The sequence below is a fragment of the Granulicella sp. S156 genome, from assembly GCF_009766105.1.
Lineage (GTDB): Bacteria > Acidobacteriota > Terriglobia > Terriglobales > Acidobacteriaceae > Granulicella.
Window position 1 is genome coordinate 667410 of sequence record NZ_LMUH01000025.1, and the last position, 23351, is coordinate 690760.

The following is a 23351-nucleotide window of genomic DNA, read 5'->3' on the forward strand; positions in this document are numbered from 1 at the left end:
GTGTAGAGTCAGCGGAGGCCCCATGAAGTCGCGCTACCATAGCCATAGATCTCTTCATCCTTGTCTTTCCTCGAGGAACTCCATGCAGACACTTACCCGATTCAGCATCTTGTCTCTTCTCGCCTTCTCTGCAGTCGCTTCTGCTCATTCCCAGATGACCTACAAACCCGCAGCGCCGCGCACACTACTGCGGGCCGGTCACGTTCTGGATGTCCACACCGGCAAGGAAGCTGCGGACCAGACGGTCGTCGTGGAAGGTGACAAGATTGTCGCCATCGCCGCCACCAAAGACACGCCTGGGAAGCCTGGGGATCGCGAGGTGGATCTCAGCGGCTATACGCTGCTTCCCGGCCTGATCGATGTCCATACACATCTCACGATGGCCAATAACTTCGATCCGTTCTTCGAAGTCACGATGACGCCCGGCAAGGAAGCGATCATCGGCGTGGAGAACGCCAGGACCACCCTCGAAGCCGGCTTCACCACCGTGCGCAACGTTGGAGCCAACGGCTTCACCGACGTCGCCCTGCGCGATGAGATTAACGAAGGACACATCCCTGGACCGCACATGCAGGTCTCCGGTCCCCCGCTCGGGATCACCGGCGGCCACATGGATGAGAACCTTCTACCCGAGCAATATCACGTCACCGGAGAAGGTGTCGCCGATGGCATCCCCGCCGTGCAGCACATGGTGCGGCAGAACATCAAGTACGGAGCGGACCTGATCAAGATCGGCGCCTCCGGTGGCGTGCTCTCCAAAGGTGACGACCCTCAGGCCTCGCAATACACCCTCGAAGAGATGCAGGCCATTGTCGCGGATGCTCACCGTCTGGGACGAAAGGTCGCGGCGCACGCTCACGGAGCCCAGGCTATCCTCTGGGCCTCGGAAGCCGGCGTTGATTCCATCGAGCATGGCAGTTACATGGATGAAGCCGATATCGCCATGATGAAGAAGAACGGCACGTACTTCGTACCCACCGCTTACCTCATCGACTGGATGGCACAGAACGGCCACCTCTCACCGTTTTATGCGCAGAAGATGAAGGACGTCAGCGCTGTAGAAAAGCAGAACGCCATCCGCGCCATCAAGGCAGGAGTGAAGGTGGCGCTTGGCACCGATGCAGCCGTCTATCCGCACGGGCTCAATGCTCATGAGCTGGATGTCTATGTGAACCAGTTCGGCATGACTCCGCTGGCCGCGATCCAGACCGGCACTCTCAATGCCGCGGACCTGATGGGTTGGAGCGACAAGGTCGGCTCTCTCGACCCCGGCAAATGGGCCGATGTCATCGCGGTCCAGGGCGATCCCCTGGCAGACGTTCGGATTCTGCAACACGTTCCCTTCGTGATGAAGTCCGGCGTCATTTATAAAAACGAAGCCCAGCCCAACTCCGTCGACAAACTCGTCGCAGCAACACCCGCGCTCAACGGCAACAACGCGATGAACAGCTACTAGTACCGTGACCGGGTGAAGAGGTGTTCTTGCTTTTGTTGTTGTTCTCGCTTTTCTGGTTGTCATTCCCGAAGGGAACCTGCTGTTGGCCGTATAGCCACAGCCTTCTTGCCAGCGCAGGAGGAAGCAGATTCCCTTCGGGAATGACAAGCCAGAAAAGCAAAAACAAGAGCACCTTTTCATGCGGTCGTGCTACTACTGTCCTGAGCCTGAAGTTCGTTGGATATGTTTGGTTAAGGGCATGCCTTCACAAGCTATCGAAAAAGAATGGAGGAAGTGATGAACGAGAAGAAATCTTTTGGACGCTTCAACCTGCATGAAATCGCTCAGTCCTTCCCCGAGACGGCTGAGACCTTATTACTGGATACGTACCTGACGAACGAAGAGTCGGCAAGTGCCCGTGTGTTCCGCGTCTATCGAGGAACGCCGCCCCACTATCATGCCTCTTCCGATGAGTACCTCTATGTGCTCTCCGGAAGAGGCACATTCTGGATGGAGAACTCTGCCAACGGAGGAGAGTTCTCTCCGGGAGATTTCCTCTTCTTCAAGCGCGGCACCGTGCATGCCCTGCCCGACATCTATGAAAGCCCCGTGGTCTTCCTTTCGGTGGACGCTCCAAGACGCGATCCCAAAGACATCATCTTTGTAAATCCAGAAGATGGAACCCCAGACAGTTTCATCCAGAAGAGTGGGACGTCTCCCAACAATTAGAGTGCGTCTGGTGCATAGACATCAGAAAGCCCACCCTTCACGCATCCTGCACGTAAAGAGTGGGCGACTCCACAACTATCCCAAGAGCGTCTTGATATCCAAAACGCCTTCCGCGGGATCGTCGAAGGCCATGTCCACCGACACAGGCTCCCAACGCTTGTACTCCTCAAGCTCTGACTCGAACTTCGCGCGAATCCCCTGCAAAGCATCGGCGCCGAGTGCGAGACGCAGCGGCGGAGCATCGGCCTCTACGGCCTTGATGATGCCCTGCGCTGCACGAGCCGGGTCTCCAAAGACAGCACTGCTGAAGGCCTGCACCAGCGCATCATAGACAGGCTGATACGCCGCAATCCGCTCCCCACGCACCAGCGAGCGAGTGCCGAAGTCCGTCTTGAATCCGCCCGGCTCGACGATCGTGACTTTAATGCCGAGTCCTGCCACTTCCTGCGCTAACGACTCCGAGATGCCTTCCACCGCATACTTGGTGCCGTGATACATGCCAAAGCCCGGGAAGCTGACCTGTCCGCCCATGGAAGTAATGTTCAGGATGTGGCCGGACTTCTGCTCACGCAGCCGTGGAAGCACCTCGCGGGTCACGTTGAGCAGCCCGAAGAGGTTGGTCTCAAACTGATGCCGAATCTGCGCATCGCTGACCTCCTCAACCGTGCCGACCAGGCCATAGCCCGCGTTGTTGACCACAACATCGATTCGGCCGAAGGCGTCGACGGCAGCCTGCACCGAGGCCTTTACCTGCGCCAGATCGGTTACGTCCAGGCGCACTGCCTTTGCGTGGCCCGGATACTTCTTCTCCAGGTCGGCAACAGTCTCTTCCTTGCGGGCCGTAGCAACAACCTTGTCGCCCTTAGCCAGCACAGCCTCTGCCAGGCTACGGCCCAGGCCAGTCGATGCGCCGGTGATAAACCAAACACGTGATTTCTGAGTGCTCATAATTCCTGATCCTTTTCTGGTTGGGTTCGCTGTTCAAGAGAAGAAGGATTGCCGGTTAGTCGCAATCCCGTTCCAACGAACAGGTAAACGTGAAATCAAACTACTCTATAGATTGAACGTTCATTCTATAAGGTTCAAAAAAAATACTCTTTTATGTCACGGCCCGCCAGCACGCCGCGGCAGCCTTCTCCAGCACGTCTTTTTTCAGAGCCTTCTCTCTTCTCGCCAGACGTGCGGCAACGCCAATAGACAGGTCGCCAAGAACCTCCAGCGGCAGATTGTTGAGCGGCCCTCCCGCACTTTTCTGGCGAAATAGCTTCATCAGCACGACAAAGTTCTGGTCCTGGCTTGCCAGGAGCTCTGCCTCGGAATACGTCACACAGTAGGGCGAACTCTCATATTGGTCGAGAAACTTCATCTCCTGCTGATGGGTGCGATAGAAGCGATAGGCATTGATCCAAACCTGCTTGAAGGCCTGCTCCGCAGACATCCCTGCCACGTGCCCTTCTATGAGGAACCGGCTCATCTTCGCCTTTACATGGAAGTAGAGTGCACGAATCAGTTCGTCTTTGCTGGGAAAGTAGTGATAGATAATCCCCGCACTGGCACCGGCACGTTTGGCAACCACCGACATGGGAGCGTCGTGAAACCCGCGCTCAGCCACCAACTCGAGCATGGCCTGCAGGATCGCTTCGCGCTTGTCTTTGAGGGTTGTCATCGCATCTGGACTGAATGTTCATTCTAGAACCACTTAGACACGTGTTCAAGGGGCAATTGAAGCAAGTGATATCAATAGCGCGAAGCGCGTTCCCTGACGCTTCAGCGTCAGGGAGACGGAGGGAGCCGTAGCCTTTAGGCTACGGAATAAAGGTCAGGCGAAAATCGGGCTTTAGAGGGTGCTGAAAAAGTCTAGCTTTGTGAGCAGTTAGAAATTGCTTCGAAATAACGACTCTCCAGAAGGCCCTACAAACGACGTTTGCGAAATCTTTGAGGGTTTTACATACGCAAAGTACACAGCAAAAATCGTCTTCAGTGAAGTCATCGACTTTTTCAGCAACCTCTTTAGCCCCGGGCCTCTTGCCGATGCGAGCAAGAAAGCCTGTCTACTCTGCACGCAGCGCTTCCATAGGATCCACCTCAGCAGCCCGCAATGCCGGAATGGCCGCAGCCATCGCACAGACCAGCAGCAATACCGCGGCCACTGTACCGAGCGTCGACAGATCCAGCGCTTTCACCCCAAACAAAAACGACTTCAACCCATGTCCTGCCGCCCACGCTGCCGCAGCCCCAGGCACCAGCCCGAGCAGCACCATCTTCCCTGCCTGCTGAAACACGATCCGTACGACTCCTGCTCGCGAAGACCCCAGCGCCATGCGAACCCCAATCTCCCTGCGCCGCAGTGATACGGAATAAGCCAGCACGCCATATATCCCAATCGCCGAAAGTATCAGCGCCACTCCGCCAAAGCCTGTCACCATCCGCAACGCCAGCCGTCTTTGCTGCAACGACCCCGAGATCGCATCATCCATCGGCTGCAGACCTAGCTCTGCCATGTTCGGCGCTACCTGCTTGATAGCTTCGCGCAGCTCCTTGTCTACCGCTGCCTGCGGCAGTGTCGACCGTACCGCAAACTGGCTCACCATACTGAAGAGCGAGGTGAACCCCGAGCTGATCGGAAGCTGCATGTAGTCCATGTACACCATTGGCTCGAACGGCGCTCCAAGGTCTCCGCCTTGCAAGTCATTCTCAACGACACCCACCACCGTCATCGCAGACGTAAACGGTATGTCTGAATCTTTGTCCCCAGGGTCGCGATGCATCGTGATGCTTGTGCCGAGAGGATCACGTCCCGCCAGGAACTTGTTGACGAACGCTTGATTTATCAGGACTACTGCGGCTCCGCTTGAATCATCCTGGGGCATAAACCCACGCCCCCGCAGCAGATCTATCCCGCTCGCACGCACAAAGTTGGCGCTCACCAGACTGTAAAACGCCGTGTCCCCCTCATGAAATACGCGTCCATTGACATCAGTCTTGCCGTTCAGGGAAACGTTGAAATTCGAAAATGGAAGGGAGCTCTGCATCGTAGCTGACTCAATCCCCGGGAGTGCCGCGAACCGTTCCAATAAACGAGCAACGGTTTGGCGAGCGATCTCCGGAGCGATGTGCTGATCTTCAGGCATCAGCACCATGGTTGTTACACCACGCGGATCGAACCCCAGCTTCACGTCTTGCAGCGCACGAAGCGTCCGCACAAACAATCCACTCGTCACCAGCAGCACACAGGTCAACGCAATCTGCAGAGCCACCAACAGACCAGGTAGCCGAGACCTTTGCGTTGCGCGCTTCGTCATCAGTCCAACATCCGTATGCCGGCGGATACTGAGCGCCGGTGCCAGGGAAGCCAGCACTCCGGCCAATAAAGCAAGCGCAACACTAACCCCAAACACCCCTGGATGAATCGTCAGCTCATCGAAGCGTGCGAACTTCGATCCATAGCCAGCCTTTACAGTTCTAATCAGCGCATAGGCCAGTGCGCCACCCAGCGCAGCCCCCACCAGTGAAAGCACTGCACTTTCGGTTGCCACCTGCTGCAGGAGACGTCCAAAGCTCGCGCCCAGAGCCGACCGGACATTCATCTCCGGCATGCGTCCCGTCGCCCGGGCAATTTGCAGGTTCGCCGCATTCGCACAAGAGATCAGCAGTAGTATCGCGACTCCACCCAGCAACGCCAGCAGTGGCCTTTGCATGTCTCCCGTCAGATAGTCCTTATAGGAGTGCATTTCAAGGGTGTCACGATCTTGCGTGCCTCCTGTCCCCGAGTGCGCAAACACGCTGCTCGCATCGGCAAACGCCTGCTGCGGGGACACCCCTGGTTTCATCCGCGCCATCACCGTAGCCGCATCGCCGCTAAACATGCCAACTTCGCCCGTCGCAATCGGCATATATACCACCGGCGCTTCCGTCCCCAGCGGAAAATGAATCCCCTCCGGCAACACCCCAATCACCGTCCGCAATTGCCCGGAGATCTTGACGGTCGAGCCAATCACCTTTGGATCTCCATGCATCCAGTCCTTCCAGAAAAGAGCACTCACCATCACGACGGGCGTCTTCTCGTCCGCATCGCCCAGCACCCGTCCAAGCTTTGCACGGACATCCAGCATCTTGAAGAACTGTGGCGTTACCTCCGTGAGTACAGCCATGCGAGTCCCATCGGACGTACCGACAGGCTTCACCATCGTGTTGTATCCGCTCACCGCGGTGAACGAGCGCGTATCGTGGCGCAAGGCATCAATCTTTGGATAGCTCAGTGCGTAGGTTCTTCCGTCCTGCTGTGCTTTTCCAGAGAGCATCACCAGTTGTTCTGGATGAGGCAGCGCCACGGGCCGCAGCAAGACTGAGTCCACAATCGCCAGCATCGCCGTCACGGAGCCCAGGCCAAGCGCCAGTGTAAGCACTACCGTCACCGCATAACCTGGGGCATTTCTTAAGCCACGGAATGCGTAGCGCACGTCTTGCAGCAGACGTTCCAGCCACACCCATCCCCAGATCTCACGGGCGCGTTCCTTCGCCAGCAGGACGTTGCCGAACTTCTGCATGGCGGCGTGCCGCGCTTCCTTCGGGGACATTCCGGCGTCGATGTTCTCCTGTATCTCGAAGTCGACGTGAGTCTGGATTTCGTCTTCTAATTGCTCTCTGCGGCTCTTCCACCAGTGCATGACAAGAATCCTTTCGCTATTCGTTTTCCTCAGCCATAGGCGCAAGAATGCGCCCCATCGCCTCTGAGAACCGCTCCCACTTCGAGGTTTCGGTATAGAGTCTCTTCCGGCCCTTCGCAGTCAGGCGATAGAACCTGGCCTTGCGATTGTTCTCGGACAGGCCATCCTCGGCCACGATGAGACCAAGCTTCAACAGACGCTGTATCGCCGGATACAAGGAGCCATGGCCCACCTGCAACACCTCTTCCGATCGCCGCTCGATGGACTTCGCGATGGCGTGCCCATGAGCATGCCCAAAGGCAAGCGTCTGCAGGATGAGCAGGTCTAAGGTGCCCTGTAAAAGCTCTAACTGTTCGTGCTCTTCTCTAGTCGACATTCGAGCCAACAATAAATATCCTTCAGGTCGAATGTCAAGGGGAAGGCGAAAAATATCCCCTATGGCCATATCGGGCAGACAATTCCATGCCCACAAAGCCTGTCATTTCGACCGACCAACGGGAGCGGAGAAACCCCTTGATGCAGAGCGTGATGCAAATGTTTGTGGCGCGCTTTGCGTCAAGAAACCCCTGTATTTTGCGGATGCTTGTACATTCGATTGCCGCTCTCAATCCCACAGACAGGCACGGGCGGAGACACCGTCTCCGCCCGTCCTATTGTTTTGCGTCTCGTCCTACTGCCCGCCAGTCGCACCCGGAAAGAGCCCCGGAATCGGCGCACTCCTCTTCTTCTCATCCTCCGGATGCGGGAACGGCTTGCGCGGCATCATCGCTTCACGCTCGCTAGTGTCCCACAAAAAGATCGCTTCGACGATCGCAGCCTGCTCGAGATCGGCCGCGTGCAGGTGGTCGACCGTATCCAGGCTCGAGTGGTGCGTGCGAGTCTCATAGTCGAGCTCGTCCTGGAGGAATTCAAAACCCGGCAGGCCCGCATCATCGAAGCTCTCATGGTCAGAGCCGACGTCAATGCGGTTAGTGATCGTAGTGACTCCCAGGTCCTTCAGCGGAGCGATCCACTGCGCGAAGATGGGCGCAATGGCATAGTTGCCCTGCGTATAGATCCCGCGCACCCTGCCGCCGCCTTCGTCGATGTTGTAGTAGGCATCCAGCGTCTCCCACTCCTTCTTCGTGGTCAGCGCGCCGGATTCACCCGAGGGAGCCGGAGCGAATCCGCCGAAGTGTTGCGTAACATAACCACCGGAGCCGAACTCGCCTTGCTCTTCCCCACTCCACAGAGCGATGCGAATGGTGCGCTTCGGTTTCACATCCAGCACCCGCAGAATGCGGACCGCTTCCATCGCGATGACGGCACCTGCTCCGTTGTCGGTTGCGCCCGTACCGGCAGGCCAACTGTCGAGATGCCCTCCCACCATCACGACCTGATCCTTCAGCTTCGGATCGGTGCCGGGGATCTCGGCTACGGTGTTGAAGCCGTGTTCATGGTCGCCCGTGAAGGCGGTCTGAATGTTTACCTCCAGCGTAACTGGCACATGCGCCTGCGCAAGTCGCGCCAGGCGGTTGTAGTGCTCCGTCATCACGACCGCATACGGAATGGGCACCGCGTTCTCGCGACGCTGAGCATCGCGCGCAAGCTCGACACCGTTGTCGTCAAGCAGGAGACCCGTATCGTCGTTCCTGCCCTCTTCATGCGACGGCAGCAGGATCGCGACGGCTCCTTCCTCCTGCGCCATCTTCACAGCGCGCAGGCGGAGTTCGGCAACCCGCCGCCGCTCAATTCGCGAGGGAGCGTTGGCCGGCGGAGGACCCGTGGCGCGTCGTGGAACGCCCGGCCCTTCCAGCTCTTTCAGTTCGTCGTCGGTATAGCGATAAGAGAGTGGCTGGTCGAGTTCGGGGATTGGACGCGCCGCGCCAAGCAGAACAATCTTGCCCTTCAACGTTCCCTTGAGCGCATCAAGCTGGCCGGCATCGCTCAGCGAAGCGTATATAATCTCGCCGCGCACCGGACCATTGGTTGCAGCAGACCATACCGCCGACTGCATCCAGATCGGTTCCGGATCAGGAGTCACGATGCGACCCCAGGTGTTGACCTGATACCAACCCATGCCAAACTCTCCCCAGTCTTCCAGGTGCGAGTTCTCCAGGCCAATCTTAGCCAGCGTGTCACGCGTCCACTCGTTGGCCTTCTTCATGTTGGGCGACCCGGTCAAGCGTGGGCCAATGCCATCCGAAAGCGCGCTGGCAAAATCTATCGCCTTGCCATGCGTCGTGCCCTCCGCACGGATGCGTTCATACATGCTCAAGTCAAGATGCTCGACCGCCGGCTGCGGACCATAGTAGCCGCCGGGCTGCATGCCCTTATTCTCTGCAACAACGGAAACGTCGGCAGCTTTCTTCTGTGCATACGTTGTCGCAACGGGCATTACAAGCGTGGCAGCGAGCGCAAGCACACTGCCGCGCAAAACGGTTTGTTGGGATTTCAAAACTTGTTCAACTCCAAGCCGCAGGGGCAGCGCAATCGGGAATGCATACAGCACTCCACACGCTTGATACGTGAGAAGGAGGGCAATTGTTCCTTACGAAGACACGCTGGATCGTGCTGCCACATTTAGGAATGGCACACAGAAGCACCTCGGACTATGAGCAGAAGCCCAATACACTGGCTTCATGGAAAAACCGCTGGTTCTCATTACCGGAGTGGGCAGGTCGGTCGGCATAGGAGCTGGAATCGCGAGACAGCTCGCTTCAGACGGGTGGGATATCGCCATCAACTATTGGCCTTCGTACGATCTGAAGATGCCTTCGAGCACCTTTCCTTCGGACTTGGAAAGTCTCATCGCGGAGCTAACGGCCGCAGGAGCCCAAGTGATTGCGGTACCTGGAGACCTCGCGCAGGTCGATACCGCGAAGACGATCTTTGACACCATCGCGAAGAACAAAAGGGTCGCCTCTGGGTTGATCCTTTCGCATTGCGAATCCGTAAACTCAGGCATCCTCGATACCAGCCTCGAAAGCTTTGAGCAACATTTTGCTGTGAATGTAAGAGCAAGCTGGCAGCTCATCCGCGAGTTCGCTCTTCAGGTGCCATCCGAAGGTGGTCGTATCGTCGCCCTGACGAGCGATTCCATCGTCAACAATCTTCCTTATGGCGCGAGCAAAGCAGCTCTGGACCGAATTGTGCTGGCCGCCTCCAGAGAGCTCGCCCATCTCCATATTGTTTCGAACGTCATCAATCCTGGCCCCGTCGATACCGGATGGATGAGTGAAGCTGTTCGAACGGCCTGCCTGTCTCGCCAACCGTCGGGAAGGCTCGGCACTCCAGCAGATACTGCTAACCTTGTGAGTTTCTTGTTCTCTGATCGAGGGGCATGGATCAACGGGCAGCTGCTGAAATCGGACGGAGGGTTCTCCGCCTGAAGGCTATACAGAACCATCTATGGCTGACGAAGAACATATCCTTCCGTAGGCGGCAATATCGCCGCGTGCGTCATACCTTTCCAAGTTCAACCAGTTTCTGACGACCCACTTTGCTCATCTTGAGCCGCTGGCTGTCCATAAGCACGATGGAACCGTCCCCCTGCCCTTCCCGGTAGATCTCATGTATCCGGTCGAGATTGACAATCGACGACCGATGAATGCGGGCGAACTGTTTGGGATTGAGTTTGTTGCTCAGGTCGGTGATGGTCTCGCGTAGCATGTACCTGCGTCCATTTGTATGGATACAGCTGTAATAGGACGCTGCTTCAATCCAGTCGATCTTTTCGACCGGAACGAGTATCTCTTTCTCGCCATCTTTCACAAGAAAACGAGAGGGATAGGATCTCGATTCCACAGTCGAGTTCCGCAGTCCGTTCAGCATAGCCGTAAGTTGCTCTTGCGTCATCAGCGCAACCCTGGCTGCCATCTTCTCTCTTACGCGCTCCACCGCCACCCGCAGCCTCTCGGCGTCTACAGGCTTTGTAAGATAGTCAACGGCATGGACATCAAATGCCCGGACAGCGTGCTGATGGTATGCCGTCACGAAGATGGTCGGCGGCAGATGCCGTAACCCAATCTGTTCGACCACATCGAAGCCATCTATATTCGGCATCTGAACATCGAGAAAGAGCAAATCCACTGGCTCCGATTGCAGATAAGAGATGGCTTCTCGACCGTTCTGACATCTCGCAACGACTTGAATATCCTCGTGGTCGGCGAGCAACAGACCGAGGAGGTCACACGCCAGCGGTTCATCATCCACAATCACGGCTCGAAGTGTCATGCCATTGCTCGTTCGTAGGGGATTTGAATGGTGACCTCATAGCCTCCGCCCACAGGAGCCACTGCATGGAACTCATAGGCGTCAGGATAGAAATATGCAAGCCTCTCCCTTATGTTCTGCATACCGATGCCGTGCCCCTTCGTGTCGGAACCAATGGGGCCGCAGCCATTATCTTTGACTTCCATCCAGAGCATGTCTCCTACTCGCTTGACATGGGTTTCTATCAATCCACCCGCCTCCAAAGGCGCTATTCCATGCTGGATGGCATTTTCGACGATAGGCTGTAAGAGGAAGCACGGGACAAGCCCATCCATTGCTTCTGGAGTCGCATCGATCTTTACTTCCAGACGACCGGCAAACCGAACCTGCTGAATAGCCAGATAGCTTTCTACAACTCGCAGTTCCTCAGCAAACGGCACTTTCTCAGGAGCCTTACGCTGCAAGGTCGTTCGCAGAATGTTGTTGAGATGGGTCATGGTCTTGATCGCTTCCTTATTTCTTCCCTGAACCATCAGACTCGTAATCGCATTCAGCGTATTAAAGAGGAAATGCGGCTCCATCTGCATTTGAAGTGCTTTGAGCTGAGCCTGGGTCAACCTGCGCTCTAATTCCAGTGTTTGAACTGTTGCCTCTTGAGCGTGGTACTGCGCATACCACACGGCGGAAAGGCCGTACACGCAACCATAGATGGCGAGATCCAATCCAAATCTGTTCAGAGAAGTCACATAGAACCCTGCATAGGCATGCCCCCATGCTAGCCAATGCGTCGAATCCCAGTGAAGCGTCAACGTCAAGAAAACAATGTGAAGTTCCGCAACGATACTGGCAAGTCCTGCATGAAGCAGCACTCCCTTGGATGACACATTCAAAAATGGCGGCCAGCGTGTAGCGGTCTTCCAAATGAGAACGGTGACACCCACCCACCAGAACCACGATGCTGCGCCGAAAAGCAGGGATGGAAGAAACGAGGTACGCACTCCGTGAAAGGCCAGGCTGAGATGGCACTCTCGCGCGGTCATCGTCGTAAGGGCTCCTGCCGTGATGACGGTCGCCAACAGGCCGAGCGGACCCATGCTTGGCCTGGTCCCCCTTCGTTCTGTCATGAACGGGCTCACTAAGTCTCCTTCCATATTCCCACCTCTCCGACTTCCTGTTCCCGTAAAAGGATAGCCCGCAATGACCCTACACGTCAGAATTCTTACTAAAAGCTAAAGCGTACTCCCAGTTCCAGCCGCCGGGCAGTGTCGGCTGCTACCGGTTGCCCGACCGTGGACGAGGAAAGAATGGTATTCACCGCGGTCACATTGGTGTGATTCAGCACATTGGCGCTACGCGCATTGAAAGCAACGGTGCGGAGATGATCCTTATCCTTTGGATTGAGCTGAAATGTCCGACTTAGATTCAGATCGAGATAGGCCACTGCGGGCATGTTTCCCAGATTGCGCGGAACATTGCCGTTGACCGTGTTCGTGGTGAGCAGCCCAAAGCGAGTCAGGTATACGCCCGCCCCGGATGCGGAGGCAGCGGCATAGGCAGGCCGATCGTTGAAGCTGCCGTCCCCGTTGTTGTCCGTACCTGTGGTGATGTTATAGGGTCGTCCGCTTCTCGCATGAAACTGCTCAGAAAGTTGCAACTTTCCAGGTAGGAAGACGGTTCCAAACAGAGACACGACGTTAGGGGCGTACCAGTCGATGCGGGAGTTTTCGCCCTTCTCGCTGTAACTGGATTGCGGTGTGGCCGCACCCAGCCCGCCATCGGATTTGACGGTATTCATATGAAGGTAGTTGAAGTTGAAATTGAACCACTTGTAACTGTTTTGCTGAAGGCTGAAGATCAGCATCGTCCCCTGGGTATGACCGGAGTTTTCGTACTGCAAGATGTTCCGATTGGGAGCGAAGGGCCGCGGCGTAAGCAGAGCGGTAGTCGGATTGGGTGCGATGCCGGTGCTGCTCGCCACCATCGGAGCGTTGATGTTCCGTTCCCGGATCTGATCCCAATTGTTTCCAAAAGTAAGATCCGCCTGCGCGTTCCAGTGGTGCCGGAATTCATGTTCAAGGCGAAGGTCCGCACCCGCGTTCGGTGACTGCTCCACAGAGTGTGGAAACTGCCATACGGTTCCTACCTGAATCGATCCCGCCACGGACGTCAGCGGAGTGCTGAAGCTCGGAGAATAGATGGTTGTCTGTTGCTGGCGAATGCCGTTCAGCCGATAGACCGTAGACGCATACGTCGGATCATTCGCCGAGGCGAACAGGCCACCCCGGATGTGAAGCACCCATGTGGATTTCTTATCGAGTGCCAAAGAGAGTCCTGCGCGGGGACTGAAGTTCGCGAAGCTGCTTGGGGTAGTCTGGAACTGATAACGCAGGCTCGCAGAGACAGAGAGCCGTGGAGAGAGCTTGATATCGTCCTGTGCGAACAGGCCCACGCGCCACTGTATGAGTGGAATAAGAGGTGTGCCGCTGGTGAGTTGGTAGGTCGTTGGGTTTCCACCAGCGAGATTATCGAGTGCCCGGCGATATTGCTCAATGGGTGTGATGCTTGCCGTCTGGCCGGTCGGATTGTTATTGGCATCGAGGACCGGCGCACTGCCTCCGCCGAAGACGAAGGCTCCGTTGAAGGTGTCGGGATCGTAGTCATGCACGAAGATAGCGAGGGATTGAGCGCCGGTCTTCCAGGAATGTTTGCCGTGGGTGCCCATCACGTCATCGTCAATCTCCAGATCACGCTCTCGGTTGTTCAAGTTCTGGCTGGTTGATCCTCCGCCTGTGAAGTAGCCTGCCACCTGAAGGGCGGGAGCGGTTGAGTTCGGACTTTGTTCTGTACGTTTCCAGGTATAGCCGATTCGGGTCTCGTGCAGCAGGGTCGCACTCAAGGTCTGAACATTCGTAAACCGCAGATCGTATTCGCTGAGCAGACTGGAATATCCAGCCTCCGGCAGAGTAAGCCCGCCAACACCCAAATTGCCCTGATTATTGACATGGGCCGCAAAGGAGAGAGTGGCCACGTCCTTCGGAGAAACCTGCCAGTCGCCACGAGCGGAGGCGATCCAGAGTCTTTGCGGGGCCTCGACGGTTTGCTGGAAGGGAGTCGGATTGCCAATGGAATCGAGTGTCGTGGCATTCACGACGTTGAACTCATTGATATCGCGCTTTTCCAGCCCGAGCGCAAAATCGACCTTTTTCGCGATGACTGGCCCGCTCAGTTCAAATCCGTAGCGACGCTTTCCAGCCGGAGTGGCCGTAATCGAAAAGGGGTCGGTCGCATTGAAGACGCCTTCGCTGTCTGTATAGAACAAGGCCCCATGCCAGGATTCTGCGCCGGGTTTGGTCGTAATCTCGATACGTCCCCCGCTCCAGGGAGGAGATTCATATTCCGCGGAGAACAGATCAGGATTGATACGGATCGAAGCAATAGCGCTCTTCGGAGGCATGACGCTTCCGTTCTGAAATCCATCCACAACGACCAACGCTGATTCCGGGGGACCACCGCCCGACGCCGCTAATGCCTGCAATTGAGTCAGGAAGTCGTCCGGGTCATCCGCGAGTTGCTGCACCTGTCTGGTATTCAGCACCGTGGTTCCAACACCTCGGCCGTTATCGCTGCCGGTATCGCCGTTTACCTGAACATCCTCCTGCACCGCCGCAAGCGCCAACTGAAAGTTGGCATGGGTAACCCGTCCGGGTTGTATCAGGATGGTTTGACTCTTCCCTTCGAAGCCCTGTGCTTGTACAGCGACGGTCGCCGTGCCGGAGGGAACGCACGGAAGTACATAGTGTCCAACCGGATCGCTTGTCGCTTTTTCGCCGTTGGAGGCTTGGATTTGCGCACCTGGTACCACCGCTCCGGTCGGATCGGTAATCGTCCCATCAACGCGAATGCCGTTGACGCAACTCTGCTGCGCATGTGCCAGGGATGCAACCAGCCCGCTGGTCAATATCAGTCTGTATGTCCAATTCCTGTGCATGGGCCGCTTCGTCTCCTGATCCAAAAATCACAGAGACGGCGTATTGAATCCAACACTTTGCAACGAAGGGGCGTATTCACAGGGGGAAAGGTCAGATTTTCAGGGGGAACCTAATTTGTATGTTGAGAGTTAAGGGAAACGCGACGCAGAGGTAACCTCGACATTCAATGCACTATTGACTGGTTTGATCACTGACTATCAGCAGACATCACAGTAGCCACGAACGCCGCTTCCCAGTACTCTGTTGCTGCATCGGAAAACTGACGAGGTGATGCGGATGAGCAGGAGTTTTAGTCTGTGGAGATGCGCGCTGGCTTGTGTTTTGTTGGCTCCGGTGTGTGCGGTAGCGCAGCAGAGTGCCACACCTGAAGCGGCGCCCTTGAAGTATGACGTAGTGACGGTGAAGGAGAACAAAAGCCAGGACTACGTCACACGACTTGGCTACACTGAGGGCGACATGCTCAAGATGGAAAACGCCAACTTGAGCACGATGTTGTCGGCAGCGTTTGATCTGCACGACTACATGATTGAGGGCGTCCCGGCCTGGGGCAAGAGCCAGCACTTCGACGTACAGGGAAAGATTCTGGACGCAACGCCAGAGCAGATCAAGGCGTTGACGATACAGCAGCGGCAAGCGATGCTCGCAGCAGTGTTGCAGCAGCGTTTTGGTTTGAAGACGCACTGGGTAACCCGCGACAAGCCGAAGTATGAACTGATCGTAGCCAGGAACGGCAGCAAGCTGAAGGCGAGCACAGAGAAGCAAGAGTCAAGCGCGCTGAACATGGGTGCGCTGGACGCAACCCGCATCACTACGGACGATTTGGCGAAAGATCTGGCGGCGCGATTAGAGAAACCAGTTGTTAATAAGACCGGATTAACCGGAAGGTACGACATCCAGCTCAAGTGGTCGGTCGAAGGGCAGACATTGAACGGACAGGACGTGCAGGACGGGGAAACAGCGCCGTCGATCTTTACGGCAGTGAAAGAGACGCTCGGGCTGGAGCTGAAACCAACGCACGGACCGGTGCAGGTGCTGGTGGTGGACGCAGCCGAACCGCCTACCGCAAACTGATGCGCTGCCACTCGTGAAAAGCGAACGAGGCCGTTACTAAACTCAACAGCTTGCCCTTAATACTCGATTAGAGCGTTAAGAGCTGCAGCGGGTTCATGTAATCCCGGATGTGCGTCACCTGGCCATTGCGCCGGGTGATGAACCAGATGTAGCTAATCTCCCTGGCGGTGTCGTCCGAGACGCGCCGGTGATGGCCAGTAGCCTCGATGATGAGTTCATCACCAACTTCGCGGACGCGGACGTCGCTGAGCGATCCAAAACGGATGCGGCCTGGAAGCTGGCTCATGTAGGCCGAAATGGCGTCGCGTCCTTCCAGACTGCGTACAGCGCCCGTCTGGGCGAACGGGAACTCGTGGATTGCGTTGGGTGCATAGATTTCCATCCAACCGTCGATATCTCCAGCTTGGAGGGCCTCGATGGCGTGGGCGAACCATGCAGGTAGCGAAGATGTGGGTGACATAGGTGGAACCTCCGATAGAATAAAGGACTATGAGTCCTAAAAAGAACTCTAACATATCGGACCATGAGTCCGAAACTGGCAAGCTACGTCGCGGCCGACCGGCTGTGCCTCCCGCACTGGTGCTCAAAGCCGCCGACGCGCTCTTCGCTAACGCGGACTCCCCAGGAACGGTGACGATGGACGCCATCGCAGCCGCCGCCGGCGTTGGCAAGGGCACTCTATTTCGCGCCTTTGGCAGTCGCGAAGGGTTACTCCATGCCTTGTGGGCTGCAAGGCTCGCCGCGCTCCGGGACGATGTGGCCAGTGGCGACTTGCCGGGCGGAGCCAAGACGTCATCGCGCGACCGGGCGGTTGCCTTTCTGGACGCGCTTCTGCTTTTCAAGCTCAAAAATATATATCTCATTCGTGCTCTTGAGCTAGGCCCGGGTGTACTGCAATCAGAGCACTACAAGTGGATGCACGGCCAGCTGCAGCATTTCATCGAGGATGCATCGCCCGGGGCAAAGGCGGCCGCTGCTGTATTCGCCGGGCATGCCCTGCTCGCCGGATTGCATATCGATCTCGTCGAGGAGATGATCGCTGGTGGGTTATCCGTTGAAGCGATCCGGGAGGCACAGGCTGCGCACGCAAGAGCTGTGATCGACAGTGCTCGAGGCACTAGAAGCTGAACGCACAGGAACTGCGCGACGCCCGGATGCACATGAGCACCAAGGGCTCTTTCGTGTTTTGGCGAAGCTTTTTCATGGTTCCCTCGGTGTGCGTTGCTGCGGTTAAAGTGCCGTCTTCCAATCTCAAGGCTCTCACTTCATGATGTAAGTATTTAGTCGTAACCAAGGAGTGCGTATGCCCGCAGCACAATCTAAAGATCATCCGACACCTGTCCTCTCTGTAAGCCCGATCGTGCTGTCAGCACCCGGACGTGGTTCGGATTTGCAATTGCGAGTCTCAGCCCCCGTAGCCGAGACCCAATTGCCCATCATCGTCTTCTCGCACGGCTTCGGCTCCTCGATGGACGGATATGCTCCGCTCGCCAACTTCTGGGCGGCCCACGGATTTGTCGTGATCCAGCCCACCTTCCTCGATTCGAAGACGCTGAGTGCAAATCCGGCGGCCTCTCATAGCGAGGCAGTCAAAGCCTACCTCGGCGATCCACGGAAGTTTGACATGTGGCGTTATCGCGTAGAAGACGTGAAACGTATCCTGGACCGGCTCGACTTCATTGAGGACTCGGTCTTGGGATTGAAGGGTCGTCTTGACCGAAGCCGCATCGCCGCCGCGGGACATTCTTTCGGTGCTCAAACGACAGCAATGTTGTTAGGCGCGAGGGTGATCGGGCCGGACGGCAGCTTAGGGGAGGATCTCTCCGATGCGAGGATCAAGGCAGGCGTGCTGCTCTCCGCTGGTGGCCGAGGAGGAGACGCTCTTAGCCCATTCGCAATCGAGCATTTTCCGCACCTCAATCAAAGCTATACAGAGATGACGACACCAACCCTCGTGGTGGCCGGCGATAAGGACGACTCACCACTCACCGTTCTCGGACCTGAGTGGTTCACCGACGCATATACCCTCAGCCCTGGAGCCGATTGGCTCGTTACCCTGTTCGGAGGGGAACACATGCTCGGTGGTATCTCCGGTTATCAGGTGACAGAGACAACGGATGAGAACCCAGAACGAGTCGCCGCCGTACAGCGGCTGACGTACGCATACCTCCAAAGTGCGTTCAATCCAGGAGAAGGATCCTGGACAGCGGAACGCGCCGCGTTCGCGGGTAGCGGCGAACTGGTGGGCCAAATTGACGGCAAGTGAAGCGTCCAGAATTTACTAACGCTGGAGTAACAATAAATGCACTTGTATTGACTTGAGCCGCCGCACCTGGCTCGATGAGTACATTGGCCTGTTATCGACAACTGAGTTCAACTTCCGGTTAGACCGTGATTCGGAGACAGGCGTGCTGCAGTCCAGCAAGGGTGACCGTGAACTCACGACTTTCCGGCGTAGTCTCCGTATTCCCAGTCATACGGCACGCCGGTGTCGCCGAGAATAAACCGGACTAGCTCGGAGAAACCTGCTTCGGAGCGGACGTCGTTTGAGAGGATCAAGACACAGCGCTGACTGGCCTTGATGCAGACCATGGTGTTGGCGGTATAGCCGTCGTGGCCACCTTTGTAGAAGCCGTGGCCTTGTGGGCCGTCGAAGACGACAACGCCTAAACCCGCGTATAGATCTTTGCGTTGCTCACTTACTGGTATGTCGGGCTGGAAAATCGGGAACTGATAGACGGTGGTGATGTGTAACTGTGGCTTTATCATCTCGGCGCTTGAGGCCGCGCTCAGGCCGCCGCCGGTCACCAGGGCAGCGGTAAACTTCGAAAGGTCGGAGATGGTTGTATTCATGGAGCCTGCCGCACGTACCTTGGTGCGGTTGGAATGCGGCTCCGGCTGGCCCTGGTCGTTCCATCCATCTGCGACGTTGGGGTCCTGACCGTTATGCCAAATCAGGCTGGTGCGGGTCATCCCTAAACGGTCGAAGTTGGCCTTGGTCAGATCGCCGACATCAAGCCCCAGGCCTTGCGACTTGCGCCCGTGTTCGATGGCGAATTGCAGCAAGATCAAGCCTTCACCCGAATAGCTGAAATGCGTGCCGGGTTCGAAATGGATGTGCAGCTTTTTATCGGGTTCCATAAACGAGAAGTTGCTGAAGCCAGTGGAATGAGTCAGACACATACGGGGTGTAATGCGTTCCCAGCGCGGATCGTCGGCGAGATCCTTGTAGGGGCCGTACTTGTCGGGGAAGACCGGATCGGGGCCATACGTCGGTAGTGGTTTGTCGAGGTCGTCCTTGATTGGAGTGTCGAGGTTGAGCTTGCCCTGATCGACCAGTTGAAGGACGGTGTATGCGAACACCGTTTTGGTTAGCGACGCGCCGTACATGACGGTGTCCGGGGTCAGCGGATCTCCCTTGGCGTCTCGAACACCGTAGGCGTGTACATAGCCGACCTTGCCATGATCGATGACTGCAACGGCCATGCCGTTGGCGTGGGTGTTGGTCATGATCTTGCGCACTTCTGCTTCGATCGCGGAGCCGTTGGGAATTGTCGGAGTTGTTTGCGCGGCAATCGCCAATGGGAGCGCCAACGGGAGGCAGAAGAGAGCGCAGAGTACCGCTACGAGTGGAGAAAGACTTTTCAATGCTTTCATGTTGAGATATCCATTCGGAGTTGGAGCTGACTGGTGAGATCACCACGCGCATATTTACATGAGCCGCTGCTGTCATGCGGTAGGTTCTGGAAAGGTCCATGATACCGGAGGGTTCGTGACGCGTTGCGGTCCTGATGCAGGATTCTATGTCGCCCCGTCGACAAACCCCTCCCTAAGAACGATAAGGTCACGGTTTGTCGGCCATCCGGAAGTGGAGACAGGCGGGTCTTTCTCAGTTGGCACTAAATCGCCAATGCACTCATTGAGTGAGACGATAACTTCCGAGAGGCCGACATACCGGTACTGATGCGGACACGATCTGGCTTGTTGCCAGTTGTTCGATGGCTTCTCGACGTGGTCAACAAAACTGGGCCTTTGGACGGTTTCAACTTGAGACCAGCTGTTCCTCAAAGGCTGTAAAAACGTTCGGAAATCATGTTTTAGAGGGGCACCGATCTCATCGATGGGCTCAGGCGTCCATCGAAGCTCGGCATTGTATCTGCCTCGCCAAAGTTGTTATGTCCCATGTAGGTATCGACAGAAGCCAGGGAGGCTTCCTGCCAAGTCACTGGCAGTGAGGTTTCGAACACCAAATCCTTGACACGGTCCTGGCCCCCTCATAGTGTCAAGACGTCGCCCAAATTACTCCACCTGGAGCCGCTAAAACGCGGCTCATCGGAGCTCTACGTGCATCTGCGTCGTGTCCTGGCCGTTTTCCTTCTCGCATCCACGCTTCCTGCCATTGCCCAGACCGCTCCCAAACCACCCCTCCCGCCTGTCGCGCCGCCTTCTTCGAACACGTACCCTCAAATCGTGCGCATCCGCTACGCGGAGGGTGACGTTCGCGTCACCCGTGGCAAAGATATCGAAAAATCGGCCGGGACCGTTTGGGAACAGGCCACCACCGGACTCCCCCTGGAAACCGGCTTCACTCTTGTCACCACCACGGGCCGCGCGGAGATCGAGTTTGAAGACGCTTCGACTCTCTATCTCGCCGACAACTCCGCCCTCCAGCTCGAGGACATTCGTACCACCTCCGGTATCCCTCATACGACGCTTAGCCTCCTCACCGGAACCGCCACCGTTCACCTCCATACGGTCGCTGCAGGGGAAGCCTTTGTTATTAAAACCCCTACCGATAGCATCACCATCGCCTATCCGGAAAAGCTTTACGCTCGCATCACCAGCTACCTCGATGCCATTGCTATCACTCCACAAAAAGACGAGACGTTTTACCTCACCGGAATCGCACCGCAGAACGGAGTGGTCGGCAAGACCGAAGCCTATAACTACGGCAGACCCGTTTCGCTCGAATCGGTCGCAGCAACGAACGACTTCGCTCCGTGGGACGCCTGGGTTCAAGCCCGCGTCACTCTTCGCTCTGCCGCTCTCGCCTCCGTCACGGCATCCTCCGGCCTTCCTGCATCGACTCCGGGTCTTGCCGACAGGGCCAACCAGGGTGCATTTTTCTCTTGTGCACCCTACGGCACCTGCTGGGAGCCGCCCGCCGACACCGAGCAATCCCAGCTCCAGGCTCCAGGCATCCCTACCGGCCCTGACTTCAACATCTTCTTAGCGCCAGATACAGTCACCGTGGCCCCCGGCGATAACGCCACCACTAAACTCTCCGCGGTCGCTTTCGGCGGATTTGCTTCACCCATCGACATCGCCACGTCCCTGCCGGCGGGTATCACCTGTGTTCGGTCCTGCAGCGGCCAGCTTGCGTTCGGAAGCCAGGCATTCGCCCTGCGTTTTGCGGTAGCCGCATCTGTAGCTCCGGGCTCCTATCCCGTTACCGTCACGGCGACCTCCGGCACTATCCTTCACACCATCACCTTCACCATCTATGTCATGACATCCCAGGTTGATGCTCTTCCGTTCTTGCCCGAGATTGCTCCGTACTATCCCTGCTTCCCGGAGGGAGTTCGACCCATCACCCTCTCCGAACATCTCCGCTCGCTCACTCTCCATTACGGCTATGGCCCCTTCACCCATTCCTATGACTGGGCCGTCTGTCATACCGGGGCCTGGATATTCCGAAGCAACATCTACGTCTGGGTCGTTCCCAAAGGCGCCGAGCGCCGCCGCCATCATCATCGCCCGGTTCACTGGATCAAAACCGGCAAGAATACTGGCTATGTCCCACGGCATCCCCGCGACGTTACAGGCAAACCCCCTGTCAACCGCAAACACGAGATCTACAACCTTGGCGATAGGAACGGTTCTGCCATCGACCGCACCACCGTCGACTTGAACGACAAGAAAAACAAGTTAGAAGTGCTCAACGAGCCGCCAAAGGAGTTCCGCAAACCTGAGCCGGTTCCTCTCGTTCGCGCTGACGAACCCTCGGTCGTCGCCCATGCCCTCAGGTCCGATACGGTCCCCACTCGCCTCGCCTTCGACTCGAAGACGCAAAAGCTGGTCTTTACCAGTGACCACGTCGAAGATGGGAGGTCGGCGACCTTCAACCGGCCAGTCGAATCTCACGGCGGCGACCTTCGCATCCACGATAACCACATTGAAGCGCACGCTCCCCACGTATCTACTCCACACCTCGGCGGAGGAAGTCACACTGGTGGCGCGTCGCATGTTGGCGGTTCTCATTCCGGTGGCGGTCACGCAGGAGGAGGTAGCCACGGTGGCGGTCATTCCGGCGGCAGCCACAGCGGTGGAGGACACCACTAGACACGCACCCGGACACTTGGTGAAGGATGTGAGAGTGATTTGGTAAAGATACCTTGGTGCGGAAACATTTGCGATACAACGGTTGCTGATCTAGGCTGATAAATATTCTCCTGTGAGGTCGACGATGAAGAAGGTTTTTTTTGTTCTTTTGTTGCTGCAGTCTGCGATCGTACTCGCAGAAAAACCGAAGCCCAATCCGGCGGACTATACGATCACGGTCCATGTGATTGGTTCCGCGAACCGAGGCGCGGTGCAGCACTTGGAAGTCATCATTGATGGGCAGCCAATGGAGCTCGTCTCTGTGAATGGTATTTATGGTGGCTTGCTGGCCCTCGGGGACTACAAGGCGAAGTACATAAGCACAGCTCCTAAGAACCATGCGGTGTACGACTACTGGAACCGCTATGAGATTTACTTCCCATCAGATGGGGCGATACGGGACTACGACGAAATCGCCATTGGAACGCCTCCGCCTTCGACTGACGCACCGGGTGTGAACCCAAAGCCCACCCCATGAACCTTTGCTGTTCGCGATCCCTCCAAATCGTACAGTTGGGTTAGCGTGAAACGTATGCGGAAGCAGCCTTTCACTACCACTAAGCCACTATAAACACGCTTTTCGCCGTTGAACGATCTCTAACGAGAAAGCGACTTTGCGCAGGGAGATGCCTGCTGGAAAGGACGGAACCTCACTCGAACCCGAGTCCTTTGACCTCACCCGGGTCAGTCTCGATAAATGGGATGAGCAGGTCCTCCGAAGGAGGAGCAGACTGTTCCCATGAAGAAGCCAGCGCAACACCTCATCGCGGAAGTACCCCGTAAGCGTGCCAAGGTAGAACTGACGATCGGCATCGATCTTGGCGACGTTTGGAGCCATTACTGCACCCTCAACCAAGAAGGCGACGTCATCGATCGAGGTCGTTT

At 56.7% G+C, this 23351-nt stretch carries 18 protein-coding genes; 8 read left to right on the forward strand and 10 right to left on the reverse strand.

Annotated features, from left to right (window positions below):
• Window positions 1–82 precede the first annotated feature (82 nt).
• Together GSQ91_RS21445 and GSQ91_RS21450 are read left to right on the forward strand one after the other, a co-directional pair.
• Window positions 83–1456: an amidohydrolase family protein gene (locus GSQ91_RS21445; protein ID WP_158823777.1), complete on the forward strand. Its 1374-nt coding sequence runs from the start codon at window positions 83–85 to the stop codon at window positions 1454–1456.
• 276 nt (window positions 1457–1732) lie between these two features.
• Window positions 1733–2164, forward strand: coding sequence for a cupin domain-containing protein (locus GSQ91_RS21450; protein WP_158823778.1), 432 nt, complete (start codon window positions 1733–1735; stop codon window positions 2162–2164).
• 75 nt (window positions 2165–2239) lie between these two features.
• Here the strand turns inward: GSQ91_RS21450 and GSQ91_RS21455 are convergent, their stop codons facing one another.
• From GSQ91_RS21455 to GSQ91_RS21475, 5 genes are all read right to left on the reverse strand, one after another.
• Window positions 2240–3112 carry an SDR family oxidoreductase gene (locus GSQ91_RS21455; protein WP_158823779.1) on the reverse strand — a complete coding sequence of 291 codons (873 nt, stop codon included), beginning with the start codon at window positions 3110–3112 and terminating at the stop codon, window positions 2240–2242.
• Window positions 3113–3263: 151 nt separating this feature from the next.
• Window positions 3264–3830 carry a TetR/AcrR family transcriptional regulator gene (locus tag GSQ91_RS21460; protein WP_158823780.1) on the reverse strand — a complete coding sequence of 189 codons (567 nt, stop codon included), beginning with the start codon at window positions 3828–3830 and terminating at the stop codon, window positions 3264–3266.
• Between the two features lie 385 nt (window positions 3831–4215).
• Complete coding sequence (locus tag GSQ91_RS21465; protein WP_158823781.1) at window positions 4216–6831, reverse strand: ADOP family duplicated permease; 2616 nt, start codon at window positions 6829–6831, stop codon at window positions 4216–4218.
• A 16-nt stretch (window positions 6832–6847) separates the two neighbouring features.
• Window positions 6848–7207 (reverse strand): PadR family transcriptional regulator, encoded by a 360-nt coding sequence (locus GSQ91_RS21470; RefSeq protein ID WP_158823782.1) that lies wholly within the window; start codon window positions 7205–7207, stop codon window positions 6848–6850.
• A 294-nt stretch (window positions 7208–7501) separates the two neighbouring features.
• Window positions 7502–9268, reverse strand: coding sequence for a M20/M25/M40 family metallo-hydrolase (locus GSQ91_RS21475; protein WP_254064792.1), 1767 nt, complete (start codon window positions 9266–9268; stop codon window positions 7502–7504).
• A 184-nt stretch (window positions 9269–9452) separates the two neighbouring features.
• Here GSQ91_RS21475 and GSQ91_RS21480 point away from each other — a divergent pair, with 184 nt between their 5' ends.
• On the forward strand, window positions 9453–10202 hold the full coding sequence (locus GSQ91_RS21480) for an SDR family oxidoreductase (RefSeq protein ID WP_158823783.1): 750 nt from the start codon (window positions 9453–9455) through the stop codon (window positions 10200–10202).
• Window positions 10203–10272: 70 nt separating this feature from the next.
• Here the strand turns inward: GSQ91_RS21480 and GSQ91_RS21485 are convergent, their stop codons facing one another.
• The 3 genes from GSQ91_RS21485 to GSQ91_RS21495 all read right to left on the reverse strand — a co-directional run bounded on the left by GSQ91_RS21485 (window position 10273) and on the right by GSQ91_RS21495 (window position 15013).
• Complete coding sequence (locus tag GSQ91_RS21485; RefSeq protein WP_158823784.1) at window positions 10273–11046, reverse strand: LytTR family DNA-binding domain-containing protein; 774 nt, start codon at window positions 11044–11046, stop codon at window positions 10273–10275.
• Window positions 11043–11966 carry a sensor histidine kinase gene (locus GSQ91_RS21490; RefSeq protein WP_158823785.1) on the reverse strand — a complete coding sequence of 308 codons (924 nt, stop codon included), beginning with the start codon at window positions 11964–11966 and terminating at the stop codon, window positions 11043–11045. Before GSQ91_RS21490 ends, GSQ91_RS21485 begins: the two co-directional genes overlap by 4 nt.
• Before the next feature lie 281 nt (window positions 11967–12247).
• Window positions 12248–15013: a TonB-dependent receptor gene (locus tag GSQ91_RS21495; RefSeq protein WP_158823786.1), complete on the reverse strand. Its 2766-nt coding sequence runs from the start codon at window positions 15011–15013 to the stop codon at window positions 12248–12250.
• 277 nt (window positions 15014–15290) lie between these two features.
• Between GSQ91_RS21495 and GSQ91_RS21500 the strand changes: the two genes are divergently transcribed.
• A complete protein-coding gene (locus GSQ91_RS21500; protein WP_158823787.1) occupies window positions 15291–16085 on the forward strand; it encodes a TIGR03435 family protein in 795 nt (264 codons plus the stop codon).
• A 67-nt stretch (window positions 16086–16152) separates the two neighbouring features.
• On the opposite strand, the gene GSQ91_RS21505 is transcribed toward GSQ91_RS21500, so the two are convergent.
• The gene (locus GSQ91_RS21505; protein WP_158823788.1) at window positions 16153–16545 is read right to left on the reverse strand and encodes a nuclear transport factor 2 family protein; all 393 of its coding nucleotides are present in this window, start codon (window positions 16543–16545) and stop codon (window positions 16153–16155) included.
• Window positions 16546–16574: 29 nt separating this feature from the next.
• On the opposite strand from GSQ91_RS21505, the gene GSQ91_RS21510 reads away from it, so the two are divergent.
• Window positions 16575–17213: a TetR/AcrR family transcriptional regulator gene (locus GSQ91_RS21510; protein ID WP_158823789.1), complete on the forward strand. Its 639-nt coding sequence runs from the start codon at window positions 16575–16577 to the stop codon at window positions 17211–17213.
• Window positions 17214–17388: 175 nt separating this feature from the next.
• Complete coding sequence (locus GSQ91_RS21515) at window positions 17389–18351, forward strand: alpha/beta fold hydrolase (RefSeq protein ID WP_158823790.1); 963 nt, start codon at window positions 17389–17391, stop codon at window positions 18349–18351.
• Between the two features lie 173 nt (window positions 18352–18524).
• Here GSQ91_RS21515 and GSQ91_RS21520 read toward each other — a convergent pair whose 3' ends face one another.
• Window positions 18525–19742, reverse strand: a complete 1218-nt coding sequence (locus tag GSQ91_RS21520; RefSeq protein ID WP_158823791.1) for a serine hydrolase — start codon at window positions 19740–19742, stop codon at window positions 18525–18527.
• Window positions 19743–20429: 687 nt separating this feature from the next.
• On the opposite strand from GSQ91_RS21520, the gene GSQ91_RS21525 reads away from it, so the two are divergent.
• Entirely contained in the window at window positions 20430–22427 is a 1998-nt protein-coding gene (locus tag GSQ91_RS21525) for a FecR domain-containing protein (RefSeq protein WP_158823792.1), read from the forward strand.
• A gap of 124 nt (window positions 22428–22551) precedes the next feature.
• Complete coding sequence (locus tag GSQ91_RS21530) at window positions 22552–22944, forward strand: hypothetical protein (protein WP_158823793.1); 393 nt, start codon at window positions 22552–22554, stop codon at window positions 22942–22944.
• Window positions 22945–23351 lie beyond the last annotated feature (407 nt).

What these genes read in the sequence shown, in the direction of transcription:
- GSQ91_RS21445 (WP_158823777.1), top strand. Translation starts at nt 83, where the DNA reads ATGCAGACACTTACCCGATTCAGCATCTTGTCTCTTCTCGCCTTCTCT.
- GSQ91_RS21450 (WP_158823778.1), top strand. Translation starts at nt 1,733, where the DNA reads ATGAACGAGAAGAAATCTTTTGGACGCTTCAACCTGCATGAAATCGCT.
- GSQ91_RS21455 (WP_158823779.1), bottom strand. Translation starts at nt 3,112, where the DNA reads ATGAGCACTCAGAAATCACGTGTTTGGTTTATCACCGGCGCATCGACT.
- GSQ91_RS21460 (WP_158823780.1), bottom strand. Translation starts at nt 3,830, where the DNA reads ATGACAACCCTCAAAGACAAGCGCGAAGCGATCCTGCAGGCCATGCTC.
- GSQ91_RS21465 (WP_158823781.1), bottom strand. Translation starts at nt 6,831, where the DNA reads ATGCACTGGTGGAAGAGCCGCAGAGAGCAATTAGAAGACGAAATCCAG.
- GSQ91_RS21470 (WP_158823782.1), bottom strand. Translation starts at nt 7,207, where the DNA reads ATGTCGACTAGAGAAGAGCACGAACAGTTAGAGCTTTTACAGGGCACC.
- GSQ91_RS21480 (WP_158823783.1), top strand. Translation starts at nt 9,453, where the DNA reads ATGGAAAAACCGCTGGTTCTCATTACCGGAGTGGGCAGGTCGGTCGGC.
- GSQ91_RS21485 (WP_158823784.1), bottom strand. Translation starts at nt 11,046, where the DNA reads ATGACACTTCGAGCCGTGATTGTGGATGATGAACCGCTGGCGTGTGAC.
- GSQ91_RS21495 (WP_158823786.1), bottom strand. Translation starts at nt 15,013, where the DNA reads ATGCACAGGAATTGGACATACAGACTGATATTGACCAGCGGGCTGGTT.
- GSQ91_RS21500 (WP_158823787.1), top strand. Translation starts at nt 15,291, where the DNA reads ATGAGCAGGAGTTTTAGTCTGTGGAGATGCGCGCTGGCTTGTGTTTTG.
- GSQ91_RS21505 (WP_158823788.1), bottom strand. Translation starts at nt 16,545, where the DNA reads ATGTCACCCACATCTTCGCTACCTGCATGGTTCGCCCACGCCATCGAG.
- GSQ91_RS21510 (WP_158823789.1), top strand. Translation starts at nt 16,575, where the DNA reads ATGAGTCCTAAAAAGAACTCTAACATATCGGACCATGAGTCCGAAACT.
- GSQ91_RS21515 (WP_158823790.1), top strand. Translation starts at nt 17,389, where the DNA reads ATGCCCGCAGCACAATCTAAAGATCATCCGACACCTGTCCTCTCTGTA.
- GSQ91_RS21520 (WP_158823791.1), bottom strand. Translation starts at nt 19,742, where the DNA reads ATGAAAGCATTGAAAAGTCTTTCTCCACTCGTAGCGGTACTCTGCGCT.
- GSQ91_RS21530 (WP_158823793.1), top strand. Translation starts at nt 22,552, where the DNA reads ATGAAGAAGGTTTTTTTTGTTCTTTTGTTGCTGCAGTCTGCGATCGTA.